Source organism: Tenacibaculum sp. TB-53 (genome assembly GCF_059716285.2).
The window spans coordinates 3,093,825-3,107,505 of the sequence record NZ_CM202790.1; the positions used below are offsets into that span (position 1 = coordinate 3,093,825).

The window sequence follows — 13,681 nt, forward strand, 5'->3', positions numbered from 1 at the left end:
GATTATGTACAAAACACTGTTCAATATCAATATATACCACTCTTACTTCCTAAACGAAGGAGAACGAACTTTTTTCGAATTAAATGGAGGAAATAATGGAGTAACACCTCTTACAGAAGAAGAAAAAAAACGTTTAGAAGAACAATATGATATCAGCAAGTTTCTATCAATTCAACCTACTGAAGAAACTAGAAAAAGTTTAAAAAATCACAGACTATTACTTAGAAACCATAAAAAGGGAGTTCGAGTACTAACAGAAACAATAAAAGTAACTACAGAAGAAGGAAATCAAGAAGTAGATAGATATAGTCCAATAATTACCTTATCTGATTCACTAACGTTAACTTTTTACTTAAAAGTACACCATCCTTATTTTGAAAATTTTTCAGACATAATTGAAAAGAAGGAGGAGCAACTATATTACTTATCAAACAAAAGTTCCTCAACAATCAATTTATTTGAAGCAATTTCAGAAGTAAAAAAATGGAGCTCTTTTTTGATTTCAGATAGTGAAACAAGAAAGCTTTTACATCAACTAGAAAGTGAAAAAGAACTTGAAACAGTTACACCAAACTTAGTAACTATTGCAAATGTAGAAGCATCAGAGTTAGATACTATTGAGTCTAAAATAACGAACGCCATTCCTCTAAATGAAGAAGAGCAAAAGGTGATAGTTGCCATCAATTCTTTTGTGCAAAGAATTAAAAATAATGGGGTAATAGGTGTTGTTCAAATCCAGATATCAGGAGACAATAACACCAACTTAACAGAAGAAATATTAGCTAAGAATGAAGAAACAGAAGTCTTTGATGTATCAAAACAATGCTTATTAAAAGAGTCTCCTGAGTTTGCTGTTTGTATTGAAAACAGAAACACTTTTTGGCGTTACATGAAAAGAAGTGAAGGCCTTGTAATGACTACGTCAGAAGAAAAACCATTGACATTTAATGGACGTGTAGAGATAGAGAAACAAGACGTTATACCAGAACCACAAGAAGATTATTATTTCCCAAATCCTACTCCAGAAAGTATTAAGAAAGAATCGCAAGATTATTATTCGGAAGTATTTATATAAACAAAAATTAAAATTTAAAACAAGTAATTATGTCAGCGTACAAAACACCAGGAGTCTACGTAGAGGAAATTGTAAAGTTTCCTCCATCAGTAGCTCAAGTAGAAACAGCAATTCCGGCTTTTATTGGTTATACTGAAAAGGCAACCAGAAAAGTAAAAGGAGATTTAAAAGGAACACCTACACGAATCAGCTCTATGTTAGAGTATGAAATGTACTTTGGTGTGGCAAAAGCAGAAACAGGCATTGAAGTAACTGTAGAAGATGGAAAAGTGTCTGTAGAAGCTCCAAATAGTGCAGAAAAGTCACCTTTTTTAATGTACTATAGTTTACAATTATACTTTGCCAATGGAGGTGGTCCTTGCTATATTACTTCTGTAGGTAGGTATGGTGAATCAAACTTATTAGATGGTAGCGATTCACAAGTAACAGCCATTACTTCCGATTCAGATTTTAATGATGGATTAGCTGAAGTAAGAAAAGTAGATGAAGTAACTTTAATAGTGTTTCCTGATGCAACTGCATTAACAGATGATACCACTTTTTACAGCCTATATAACTCAGCGTTAACGCAGTGTAATGAATTACAAGACCGTTTTACAATTATAGATACTAGAACCTATGATACTATAGACGCTTCTTTTCCAAACGTAGGCATTTTAAGAGATAGAATAAGTTCAGACAAAAATTATCTTAAATATGGAGCCGCTTATTATCCATTTATAAAAACTATTCTAGATTATAGTTATGATGAATCTTCTACAAATGTTACAATAAGTACAGCGTTACCCAGAAATATTCAAGCAGAAGCTCAGTTGATTGCAACGGGAATAGATACGACCGATTTATCTATTTTTTTAACAGAGATTGTAGCAATATCTACTACTGTTGATAATCTGTCTGGGCCCGATGAAAATACAGATGCAGTTGCCGAAGTTCCTAATATAGTAGCAAGAATTAATAGCATTAAAAACTACTTAAGCAACTTAGAAGTTGAGTTGAACAAAGCATTAGATTTGGCAAGAACAGATGGTGCTGCAGTTGCTGAAGCAAATGCTTTAGACACTTGGATAACTAATGAGATCGAAACATTACAGCTAGAATTAAATAAAGTGAAGGATCGTCTGAATGACGATGATTCTAAAATTACAGTTTTCAATGAAATCTCAGAAACTACAACAAACAATCCTTCTTTACAGAGAGCTCTTGGAATTCATAATGACTCTACAGACTCTATCGTAGATAAAATTAACACATTAATAGCTTCAGGAGAGCTTGATGATTTAATAACAAACTTACCTACATCTAGTGGAAGTGCCACAGTAAAGGCGTTAGATGTTATAAAAACTGAAGATGATGCTCTTTATAATCAAATAAAAGCTGAAATATCCAACTTACCATTAATATTACCTCCAAGTAGTGCCATAGCAGGTGTTTATGCAAGAGTTGATTCTGATAGAGGTGTATGGAAAGCACCAGCTAATGTAAGTTTAAATTATGTAATTGAGCCAACCGTTAACATTTCTCACGAAGCACAAAGGGACTTGAATGTAGATACAGTAGCAGGTAAATCAATAAATGCAATTCGATCTTTTGTAGGTAAAGGAAATCTAGTATGGGGAGCAAGAACTCTTGCAGGAAACGACAACGAATGGAGATATGTATCTGTAAGACGTTTCTTCAACATGGCAGAAGAGTCAATAAAAAAAGCAACAGAACAATTTGTTTTTGAACCTAATGATAAAAACACTTGGGTACGTGTAAAAGCAATGATTGATAATTTCTTAACACAACAATGGAGAGCAGGAGCACTTGCAGGTCCTACGCCAGAAAAAGCATTTTATGTAAGTGTTGGTTTAGGAGAAACCATGACAGCTCAAGATGTTTTAGAAGGAAATATGATCATAGAAATAGGTATGGCAGTAGTACGTCCAGCTGAATTTATCATCCTTAAATTCTCTCACAAAATGCAAGAAGCATAAGTAAACTAACTAACCAAAAAAATATAAATAAAAAATAAAGAATCATGGCAGAATCATATCCAATGCCAAAGTTTTCCTTCGAGGTAACCTTTGGTGATACGAAATTTAATTGTACAGAAGTATCAGGGTTAAGTTTTGATAATAAAGTAATAGAATACCGTGGAGGAGCAGATAAAGAGTACCACAAATCAAAACAACCAGGATTATTCGAATATAGTAACATTACTATGAAGAGAGGAACCTTTGTAGATGAAAGTAAACAATTTTATAAGCAATGGGCTAAAACAGTTTATTTCCAAGAAGGAGGTGAGCAGTTTAGAGGAGACTTAACCATCAAGTTATTAGATGAGACAGGGCAACCAGCAGTAGTATGGGAAGCTCAGAATGCTTATATCACTAAAGTACAGCCTACAGATTTAAAAGCTGATGGTAATGAAATTGCCATTGAAACTGCTGAATGGGCAATTGAGAAGCTAAAAATGTCATCGTAATGAGCTATCATCCACCAGTAGGATTTAGTTTTAAAGTAGAGTTTGAAGACATCTCAACTTCAAGCGGCGACAACTCATTTCAATCAGTTTCAGGTCTCACGGTAGACCTTGAAACTGAAGAAATAGCCGAAGGAGGAGAAAATAGATTCAAACACAAAATACCTGTACGTTCCAAATACCCAAATTTAGTACTGAAGAGAGGGATGCTTGTAGACTCGGAAGTAATCAAGTGGTGTAAAAAAGCTTTAGGAAACTTTGAAATACAACCCGTAAACATCAATGTAATGTTATTAGGAGAAGACGAACAAGCCATACAAACTTGGAATGTAAAACATGCATATCCTGTAAAATGGAATGTAGGTGACTTTAACGCTGAAGAAAGTAAACTGGTTATTGAAACACTTGAGTTAACCTATAATTATTTTAAAATAGTATAAGATGCCTATTACCATCAAAGAACTACATATCAAGATTAATGTGGATGAGAAATCAGAATCACAAGGAAAAACTAGTGGATCAAAAAACGGAAATACTGCAGCTATAGTTTCAGCATGTGTGGAAGAAGTAATAGACATTTTGGAAAGACAAAAACAACGATAATGAGTCAAGGAGAGTTAAAAAAATTAGTAATAAAGGCCTATTCTGACGATAAGTTTAAGGATGAAGTAGCCAATGGAGAGTTTACAACACTTATAAACCCAGAAAAGTATATGATTGCTTATAAGCCAGAATATACTGAAGAGCAAGGGCAAGGTACAAGTGGTTCTCAGCCTAAGTTTACAAGAATACCTCCTCAAGAATTAGATTTAGATCTGTTATTTGATAGTAGTGGAGCCATTGATGGAAAAAGTGATCTAAAAGATGGAATCATAGATAAAATAGAAGCATTCAAAAAAATTGTATTCGAATATAAAGGAGAGGAGCACAAACCTAACTATTTAATGATTAAATGGGGAGCTCTCCTTTTTAAAGGCTCTTTAGTCGATCTTTCTATAGAATATAAATTGTTTGCACCAGATGGAACACCATTACGTGCCAGTGCAAAGCTTAAGGTAAAAGGTACTGTTGATGATGATTTAAGAGTAGCAAGGGAAAATAATCAATCACCAGATTTAACACATTATCGTAAAGTAAAATCAGGAGACACTTTGCCACTTATGTGTCATCGTATTTATGGAGACTCCAAGTATTATTTAGAAGTAGCTCGTGTTAATAAAATAATGCAGTTCAGAAAATTACAACCTGGTCAAGAAATTTTTTTTCCACCCTTACAAAAATTCGCATAAATGAATAATACAGGAACTATACAAACTTCAAAAAGTGCAGATTTAGTCACTTTTAAAATCTTGATTGAAGGAGAAGAACTTTCCAAACAATACGAGGTAAAAAGTATTACTGTAGCTAAAGAAGTAAATAAAATACCTACAGCTCAGCTAGTTTTATTAGATGGAGATGCTTCTCAAAGAGATTTTAAGTTAAGTAACGAAGAGTTGTTAATTCCAGGGAAAGAAGTTGAGATTACGGCAGGGTATCATTCAGATGAAGAAACCATTTTCAAAGGAATTGTTATCAAGCATAATCTAAGAATTAGAGCAAATTCAGCACAGTTAATCGTTGAATGTAAAGACGAAGCGGTAAAAATGACTGTAGGTAGAAAAAGCAAGTATTTTTACGAAAGCACCGATAGCGACATTTTTGAAGAAATCATTGGAAATTATGGTTTAGCTAAAGAGGTAGAATCTACAAATTACAATCATGCAGAATTAGTACAATACAATGCGTCAGATTGGGATTTTGTAGTTTCAAGAGCCCAAGCAAATGGGAAACTGTGTTTTGTTGATGATGGAACCATTACCATAGCCAAACCCAATGTAAGTCAGTCAGAAATTGAAACCGTAACCTTCGGAGGTTCCTTATTAGATTTTGATGCAGAAATAGACGCACGTCATCAAGTTAAAAAAGTAGCAGCTTATAGTTGGAATCATGCTGACCAAGAAGTAGTCGAAATTGAAGGAAAAGACCCAAATGTAAGTTTAAATGGAAACTTATCTGTTTCAGACTTAAACAAAACCATAGGTTTAGAAAGTATGGAGTTACGACACGGAGGTGTTGTTACCGATACCGAACTGCAAGATTGGGCAGATGCCAAATGGTTATTTCAACAATTGGCAAAAGTAAGAGGACGTGTAAAGTTTCAAGGAATCCCGTCAGTAAAACCAAACACCATTTTAAAACTAGAAGGTGTAGGAGACCGATTTAACGGAAATGTATATGTAACAGGAGTTCAACATGTAATTTCAGAAGGAAATTGGATAGTCAATGCACAGTTTGGATTATCAACAGAATGGTTTTCTGAAACCTTTGAAATCTCAGCAAAACCAGCTTCAGGATTATTACCAGCTATTCAAGGCTTACAAGTAGGAATTGTTTCTCAATTAGAAGAAGATCCTGACGGAGAAGACAGGATTCTAGTGCAAATTCCCATAGTAAATAACGAAGAAGAAGGTATTTGGTGTAGAGTAGCCTCACCCGATGCAGGAGAAAATAGAGGTATTTATTTCCGACCAGAAATAGGTGATGAGGTTATTGTAGGGTTCATCAATGATGACCCTAATGATGCTATTGTTTTAGGAATGTTGCATAGTAGCGCAAAACCATCTCCAATCACAGCAACCGATGATAATCACGAAAAAGGAATCATTACAAGAAGTGAAATGAAGGTATTGTTTGATGACGACAAAAAAATAATCACCATTGAAACACCCGCAGGAAAAATGATTACGCTGGATGAAGATGAAGGAGCCATAACGATTGAAGATGATAACTCTAATATAATTACGATAAACAGCGATGGAATATCAATGGAAAGTGCTGGAGATATTTCATTAAAAGCGTCAGGAGATGTAACTATTGAAGGAACTAATGTGAGTATAGCAGCAAATGCAGAATTTAAAGCAGAAGGCAGTGCTGGAGCAGAAGTTTCAACAAGCGCTATAGCAGTTTTAAAAGGCTCATTAGTTCAAATAAATTAAAAAATGGGGAATCCAGCAGCAAGAATAACAGACATGCATGTATGCCCAATGGTTACAGGAGTTGTACCTCACGTTGGAGGACCAATTTTACCCGCAGGAGAGCCTACGGTATTAATTGGAGGTTTACCCGCAGCAAGAGTGGGTGATATGGCAACTTGTACCGGACCACCAGATAGTATAGTGGCTGGTTCAGGAACAGTATTAATAGGTGGAATGCCAGCAGCAAGAATGGGAGATAGTACTTCACATGGAGGAACTATTGTGTTAGGAGAACCAACAGTTTTAATAGGATAATAATGGAAAATAAAAAAGCATTTTTAGGAATAGGTTGGGGTTTTCCGCCAGAGTTTTCAAAAGATCTAAGTGAAGTCATTATGATTTCTGAAGAAGAAGACATTAAAAGTAGTTTAGAAATACTGTTAACTACTCGATTAGGAGAACGTGTTATGCTTCCTAATTACGGTTGCAACTTACAAGAGCTTCTTTTTGAAAAGTTAGATAGAACGCTAATAACCTATGCTAAAGATTTAATAGAAACAGCAATTTTATATCACGAACCAAGAATTGATGTGATTCATATTGATGTTTCAGAAACAGATCCTTTAGAAGGAATGTTGATTATAAAAATTGAATATAGAATTAGAGCTACGAATAGTAGAACCAATGTGGTTTTCCCTTTTTATAAAGGAGAAGGAACCGATATAAACTAAGATACATCATGAGTAAAATCATATCTAACATATTGCAACGAAGTGGAACAGGTCAAGAGCTACGATACATTGAAGCATTGAATCCTGAAAATTTCGAACTTCACGATTTTACTATAGAAGATTGGATATTGTTTGCCTATAATTTTGCCAAAAAACTAAATTATTTTCCTACAGAAAATCACGAAGTAGCTTCAGGAGATTGGCAACATTTTTTCAAAAAACTAACCACATCAACTATCCCTTTTAGAGGAACAAGAGAATACAATAAATTAAAAGAGAATATTCAGACAACTCTTGAGGGGTATACCCAAGAAGGAAAATTAAGTCCGCATTTAACTTTATTCGTATGTTTTTTAAAGTTATTAGAACATTCAAAAGAACGATTTAACAATTTAACCAAACGTCACTTAGATTTTTATTACAAAGAAATACTTCAAGTTCAAAAAAGAGAACCAATTCCAGATCAAGCACATGTAATTTTTGAACTAGCTAAAAAAATAACGGATGAACGAATAGAAGAAGGCACTTTATTGGATGCGAAAAAAGACAGTCTTGGGAATCCGTTAGTATACGAAACAGAAGAAGAGTTAATTGTTAATAAAGCATCAGTAGGAGTTATAAAAACAATTTATAACAACAACACAGCAGAATTAAAAAAGATAAAAGTAAGTGAGGTAGCAAATACGAAAGATGGGATTGAAGAGGAATTACCAGAAGACGAACCATATTGGTACCCTTTTGGGTATCCAGCAAGTGAAAAGAATGCTACTGAGTTGCCAGATGCTGAACTTGGGTTTTCTATTGCTTCACCGATGTTGTGGTTACAAGAAGGAGATAGAACAGTAACGGTTACTATTAAGTTTAAAAACAATTTTGAAGAATCATCTTTTGAGGTAAGTGAATTAATCCCAACCATTCAGCTTTTTGGAAGTGGAAATGAAAAATGGATAACACCAACATTAATCGCAATTAACCATGTGAACGAAGGTAATTTGGAAATTACCAATGAAGTAAGTTTTACATTTACATTAGGACTTGATTCAGAAGCGTTGGTAGCATATAATGAAGAGTTTTTACTTGAAAAATACGATACATCATATCCATTAGTTCGTTTTGTTTTTGATGTCTCTAACACGAAAGGATATGATTTTTATAGGTTGTTGGCAGGTAATACACTTGAAAAAGTAACTATAAAAACAGATGTCAAAGGAGTAAAATCAGCAACCGTTGAAAATGATAATGGAGTGGTAAGAACTAAAAAACCATTTCACCCTTTTACTACACGTCCTATTGAAGGATCTAATTTTAGTGTAAGTTATAAAGAAGCCTTCTCAAAAAAATGGAAAGATTTTAAAGTAAATCTACGTTGGAAAAATACTCCAGAAGATTTTAAAGAATGGTATCAAGCATATGTAACATCATCAAACTATTCATCAATCAATAAATATATTGATGTACTCAATAAAAATATAGATGAAAGAGCCTTATTGGTGAATAATGAAACGCATTTTAAAGTAGAAAAACGATTATTACACGCTGCGGGAGAAGCCAATGAAACTGTAGGGGAAATAAAAAATCTCTTTATAAAAGAGATAGATGAAGAAACTGATGAGGTAAGCTATACGGCAGAGTTTGAAGTAGAAAATAATGCAAATGCTTATGAAATAGGAAAAGCAGAAGCCTTACAACTTAGTTTAGAGCAATCTTTTTTACACGAATTATACTCTAAACTTTATGCATTAGCAGTAAGTGCAAATGATAAAGATATTATTTTTCCTAATGAACCTTACACTCCTTTGGTTGAATCAATTTCTGTAAATTATTCAGCAGAAGAAACGATGCTTCTGGAAAAAATGGATTTAGAAGGAAATCGTATTCAACTGTTTCATGAACATCCTTTTGGGCAACATGAAGAAAATTACGCAGAAAAAAAGTATTTACAAGAAGAAAAAGGAATTGTAGATCTTTTTGATAAAGATGTTATTCAAACCACACTAGTACCAAAATACTGTGTAGGAGGTCACTTATTTTTAGGAATAGAAAATGTAGAGCCTCAGCAAAATCTTTCACTGTTAATCCAAGTATTAGAAGGAAGTGAAAACCCACTAGTAGAAAGTTTTGGAGAAAACGAAAAGATAAATTGGTCGATATTATGTAATAATAAATGGAAAACGTTAGAGAATAATATCATTTCTAATAATACAGACAGCTTCTTAAAATCAGGAATTGTTACGTTTTCAATACCTAAAGAAGCTACTTCAAATAATACATTATTACCATCAGGCTATACTTGGATTAGAGCCCAGATGAATAAGCCATATGATGCAGTATGTAAAGCAATTGGAATTCACGCTCAAGCAGTATTGGCTACCTTCAAAAATAATGATAATGAGGTAAGCCATTTAAAAAACGGGTTGCCTTGTGAGACCATCAAAAAAATGGTGACACGCATTCCGCAAATAAAATCAGTTTCACAGCCTTACAATGCATTTGGAGGAAGCACAGAAGAATCTGATGCTAATTTTTATAGAAGAATAAGCGAGCGTTTACGTCACAAAAACAGAGCTATAACTTTATGGGATTATGAACACTTAATTCTTCAGGAGTTCCCTGAAATTTATAAAGTGAAGTGTTTAAATCATACTTCAGAAACAAGTTTTACAGCAGCAGGGCATGTTACTTTAATTGTGGTGCCAGATACCGTAAATAAAAATGTATTTGATATGTATCAACCAAGAGTTAGCAAAGCTACTTTAAATAGTGTTATGAATTATATCAATTCATTAAACACCTTGCATGTAAAAGCTGAAGTTATCAATCCTAATTATGAAGAAATAACGATTGGTTTAGAAGTTAGTTTTTATGAAGGATATGATGAAAACTATTACACCGAGCAGCTAAAAACTGACATCACGAAATTCCTATCACCTTGGGCGTTTGACGAAACCAAAGAAGTAACCTTCGGGATTATGCTGCACAAAAGCATATTGATTGACTACTTAGAAAAACTGACTTATGTAGATTATTTACAGAATGTAACCATGAATGGTGATGCCAAGGTGTACAAAATAGAACCAAGTAATCCAAAATCAATATTAGTATCTGCTAAAACACATAATGTAAGTACTGTATTAACTACCTGTAAAGGAACTAAAAAAATCATAGAACAAACATGTCAGCTATAAATGAACATATCAATATACCAAAGAATATATCTACCAAAGATGACTTAGATTTTTCTTTTTTAAGAAAAGAAGGAATCTCTTATTTGGAAAAATTAGGAGGTAAGTTATGGACTGACTTCAATTCACATGATCCAGGAGTTACTATTTTGGAAATGTTGTGTTATGCCATTACCGATTTAGGAATGCGTATTGATACACCATTGGAAAACTTATTAGCATCCAAAGATTCGAATTTATCGCTACAAGCACAATTTTACAAAGCTTCAGAAATTTTCCCAACCAAACCAGTCAATGAATTAGACTATAGAAAATTGTTTATTGATTTAGAAGGAGTAAAAAATTGTTGGCTACGAGTTTATGACAAACAAGTGTTTGTTGATTGCAAGAATAACAAATTAAGCTATAAAAAGTTTGAAGACATTCTACCAGAATATCAAAAAGATTTTAAGCTAAAAGGATTGTATTCTCTATTAGTTGATTTAGAAGAAGGTTATACAAAAGAGCAGATTTTTCCGAATATCAAAACAGCTTATCATGAGAATAGAAATTTATGTGAAGATTTAATAGAAATAAAAGAAGTAGACACGCAACCGATTGCTATTTGTGCTAATGTTGATGTAATTCCTGAAGCAGATGAAGAGTGGGTATATGCTAATATTTTATTCCAAATAGAAAACTACCTATCTCCATCTTTAAAGTTCTATTCAATTCAGCAAATGCTAGATAAAGGGTATGCAACTGATGAGGTTTTTGATGGACCTATTTTAAAGAATGGATTTATAGATGTAAAAGAACTGAAAAAAGCAGAATTGAGAAAAGAAGTGCGCCTTTCAGATGTGATGAAAATTATCATGAACATTGAAGGGGTAAAATTAATTAAAGACATCTCTGTAGGTTTTTGTGATGAAAATATAGTCCAAGAAAATAAATGGGTAGTTTGTATTGACCCTGATAAAAAACCTGTGTTATGTGAAAAGAGTACGTTTAATTTTAGCAAAGGATTCCTTCCTCTCAACTTAAACTATGATAGAGTAGATGAGTATTTAAAACAATTAAAAGAAGATGAAATAGAATCACAACAAATAGCAGATGAAGACAAGGTTTTATCGTTGCCAAAAGGAAGTTCAATAGGAGCTAACGAGTACACTACTATTCAAAATGATTTCCCGGATACTTATGGAATCGGTCAAGGAGGATTAGCCGTACATGTTACGAATGAAAGGAAAGCAAAAGCAAAACAATTAAAAGCCTATCTAACATTTTTCGATCAAATCTTAGCAACCTATTTCAAACACTTATCAGAAGTAAAAACATTATTGTCTATTAGCGGACAAGAAACGCGAACATTTTTTACACAAGCGATAAAAGACATTAAAGATTTTGATGAGCTTATAAGTGAATATCCACAATCAAATGATGATGAATTAACAAAGCTTTTATTCAATCAGTTTGATAACAATGTGGAACGCAGAAATTCTATTTTAGATCATTTGTTAGCGCGTTTTGCAGAACGATTTGGAGAATACACATTTATTATGAAAGCGTTGTATGGAACAGCAACTGATGAAATTGTACTATTAAACAAAGAAGCCTTTTTAAAAGATTATAAAGTGATTAGTAGTGAAAAAGGGCTTGCTTTTAACTATTACAAACAAAACCAAGATAAATTATGGTATACAAATAACGTATCTGGATTTCAAAAACGAATAGCACGTTTAATGGGGATTTCCAATGAGAAAAGAAGATATTTAACGGAAACCAGTGTAGATATTTATGAAGTATCAGAGGGTAGTAACACATATAGATGGAGATTAAAAGATACTAATGGAAACATATTACTATCAGCAACTGAAAACTATGCTAAAAAAGTTTTAGCTATTGAAGAATTATACTTTGCAGTATTACAAATTGTGCAAACCAAGGAAAAAGATATAAAGGAAGCTTTTGAAGAAGGTATTACAAATAATATACAAATAGGTTTTATAAGAATTCATGAATCTACACCATCAAAACCTTCTATTCCAGTAAAGTATTCTTTTGATGTTATCAATCCAGAAAAGCCAAAGAGTAGTTCTGATTACATCATTGCAAAGCAATACAAATACTATACTAACATCAATGATTTAAAAGAAGCATTGTTAGAGATAATTTCTTTTCTAAAAAAAGATTTCACAGAAGAAGGAATGTTTTTAGTAGAGCATATGCTATTGCGCCCAGATGTTACAGAGTCTTATGTTGAAATATATGAAGAAATAGAAGGAGGTAATACCTATCGATGGAAATTACGAGATAATGATGGAAACATCTTGTTATCAGCCCAAGAAAACTATGCAAGTGAAAAAATTGCAGTAGAAGGTTTCTATTTAATTGCACAGCAAGTTTTACAAATAAAAGAAATTGATTTAGAGAGAGTATTTAAAAAAGATATTATAGATAAAAAGAGAGTTGGGCACATAAGGATCCATAATGCTACATTATCAAAACAACCAAATTCTGTAAAATATTGGTTTAATATAGTTAACCGTGAAAAGCATGAAGATAACAGTGAATCGAGTCTTGCAAAGTCAAGTGAATATGAAAATAGGAACGCATTAAAGAATGCTTTAAAGAAACTTCTCTGCCTACTAAAAAAAGATTTTTTAGAAAAAGGGATTTATAATGAAGAACAGATGATTTTACGACCAAAAAACACGAGTAACAAAATAGAAAACTTCCTACCTATTTGTGCAAAAGATTGTGAAGATTGTGGAACGATTGATCCTTATTCTTATAGAGTCAGTATTGTTTTACCAGGATATACATATCGTTTTTCAAACCCAGATTTTAGACGCTATATGGAAGATGTTATCAGGCAAGAACTTCCAGCACATGTACTACCAAGAATATGTTGGGTAGGGGAGCGTAAAGGAATTATATCTGATAATGAAAATGATTTGTTGCAGTTTGAAAATGCATATAAAAAATACCTGTTTGCAAAAACAAACTTAGAACAAAAACAACCTGTAGAAAATAACGAGCTGTTAGATTTAATACATGCTATGCAGCAGTTAAACACGATTTATCCTGTAGGAAGATTAACCGATTGTAATGCAGAAGACGAAGCATTAGATGGAAGAATTATACTAAATCAATCTAGTATAGGAAACATACAATCAGAAAAAGAAAATAATAACGAAGAAAACTCATAAAAATAGTACGTGTTTATTTAT

11 protein-coding genes are annotated in these 13,681 nt (G+C 32.9%); all 11 read left to right on the plus strand.

Annotation, left to right across the window (positions count from 1 at the left end):
- Positions 1 to 4: 4 nt before the first annotated feature.
- The 11 genes from AC3VJB_RS14220 to AC3VJB_RS14270 are packed head-to-tail and all read left to right on the plus strand — an operon-like array spanning position 5 to position 13,660.
- Complete coding sequence (locus AC3VJB_RS14220; protein ID WP_437823677.1) at positions 5 to 1,075, plus strand: hypothetical protein; 1,071 nt, start codon at positions 5 to 7, stop codon at positions 1,073 to 1,075.
- Between the two features lie 29 nt (positions 1,076 to 1,104).
- Entirely contained in the window at positions 1,105 to 3,054 is a 1,950-nt protein-coding gene (locus AC3VJB_RS14225) for a phage tail sheath C-terminal domain-containing protein (protein ID WP_231128359.1), read from the plus strand.
- Between the two features lie 44 nt (positions 3,055 to 3,098).
- Positions 3,099 to 3,545, plus strand: coding sequence for a phage tail protein (locus AC3VJB_RS14230; protein WP_047790305.1), 447 nt, complete (start codon positions 3,099 to 3,101; stop codon positions 3,543 to 3,545).
- Positions 3,545 to 3,982, plus strand: coding sequence for a phage tail protein (locus AC3VJB_RS14235; protein WP_047790304.1), 438 nt, complete (start codon positions 3,545 to 3,547; stop codon positions 3,980 to 3,982). The genes AC3VJB_RS14230 and AC3VJB_RS14235 overlap by 1 nt, the downstream gene beginning before the upstream one ends.
- A 1-nt stretch (position 3,983) precedes the next feature.
- Positions 3,984 to 4,145 (plus strand): DUF5908 family protein, encoded by a 162-nt coding sequence (locus AC3VJB_RS14240; protein ID WP_281980623.1) that lies wholly within the window; start codon positions 3,984 to 3,986, stop codon positions 4,143 to 4,145.
- Positions 4,145 to 4,831, plus strand: coding sequence for a CIS tube protein (locus AC3VJB_RS14245; RefSeq protein ID WP_047790303.1), 687 nt, complete (start codon positions 4,145 to 4,147; stop codon positions 4,829 to 4,831). Before AC3VJB_RS14240 ends, AC3VJB_RS14245 begins: the two co-directional genes overlap by 1 nt.
- The gene (gene vgrG / locus AC3VJB_RS14250; RefSeq protein ID WP_047790302.1) at positions 4,832 to 6,577 is read left to right on the plus strand and encodes a type VI secretion system tip protein VgrG; all 1,746 of its coding nucleotides are present in this window, start codon (positions 4,832 to 4,834) and stop codon (positions 6,575 to 6,577) included.
- A 3-nt stretch (positions 6,578 to 6,580) separates the two neighbouring features.
- A complete protein-coding gene (locus tag AC3VJB_RS14255) occupies positions 6,581 to 6,871 on the plus strand; it encodes a PAAR domain-containing contractile injection system baseplate protein (RefSeq protein ID WP_159612982.1) in 291 nt (96 codons plus the stop codon).
- A gap of 2 nt (positions 6,872 to 6,873) precedes the next feature.
- A complete protein-coding gene (locus AC3VJB_RS14260) occupies positions 6,874 to 7,287 on the plus strand; it encodes a gp25 family contractile injection system sheath assembly initiator (protein WP_047790300.1) in 414 nt (137 codons plus the stop codon).
- Positions 7,288 to 7,295: 8 nt separating this feature from the next.
- A complete protein-coding gene (locus AC3VJB_RS14265; RefSeq protein ID WP_497667270.1) occupies positions 7,296 to 10,472 on the plus strand; it encodes a baseplate J/gp47 family protein in 3,177 nt (1,058 codons plus the stop codon).
- Positions 10,460 to 13,660, plus strand: a complete 3,201-nt coding sequence (locus tag AC3VJB_RS14270) for a contractile injection system baseplate wedge protein (protein ID WP_497667271.1) — start codon at positions 10,460 to 10,462, stop codon at positions 13,658 to 13,660. The genes AC3VJB_RS14265 and AC3VJB_RS14270 overlap by 13 nt, the downstream gene beginning before the upstream one ends.
- Positions 13,661 to 13,681 lie beyond the last annotated feature (21 nt).

Coding starts and splice junctions, on each gene's coding strand:
- AC3VJB_RS14220 (WP_437823677.1), top strand. CDS start 5: ATGTACAAAACACTGTTCAATATCAATATATACCACTCTTACTTCCTA.
- AC3VJB_RS14225 (WP_231128359.1), top strand. CDS start 1,105: ATGTCAGCGTACAAAACACCAGGAGTCTACGTAGAGGAAATTGTAAAG.
- AC3VJB_RS14230 (WP_047790305.1), top strand. CDS start 3,099: ATGGCAGAATCATATCCAATGCCAAAGTTTTCCTTCGAGGTAACCTTT.
- AC3VJB_RS14235 (WP_047790304.1), top strand. CDS start 3,545: ATGAGCTATCATCCACCAGTAGGATTTAGTTTTAAAGTAGAGTTTGAA.
- AC3VJB_RS14240 (WP_281980623.1), top strand. CDS start 3,984: ATGCCTATTACCATCAAAGAACTACATATCAAGATTAATGTGGATGAG.
- AC3VJB_RS14245 (WP_047790303.1), top strand. CDS start 4,145: ATGAGTCAAGGAGAGTTAAAAAAATTAGTAATAAAGGCCTATTCTGAC.
- vgrG (WP_047790302.1), top strand. CDS start 4,832: ATGAATAATACAGGAACTATACAAACTTCAAAAAGTGCAGATTTAGTC.
- AC3VJB_RS14255 (WP_159612982.1), top strand. CDS start 6,581: ATGGGGAATCCAGCAGCAAGAATAACAGACATGCATGTATGCCCAATG.
- AC3VJB_RS14260 (WP_047790300.1), top strand. CDS start 6,874: ATGGAAAATAAAAAAGCATTTTTAGGAATAGGTTGGGGTTTTCCGCCA.
- AC3VJB_RS14265 (WP_497667270.1), top strand. CDS start 7,296: ATGAGTAAAATCATATCTAACATATTGCAACGAAGTGGAACAGGTCAA.
- AC3VJB_RS14270 (WP_497667271.1), top strand. CDS start 10,460: ATGTCAGCTATAAATGAACATATCAATATACCAAAGAATATATCTACC.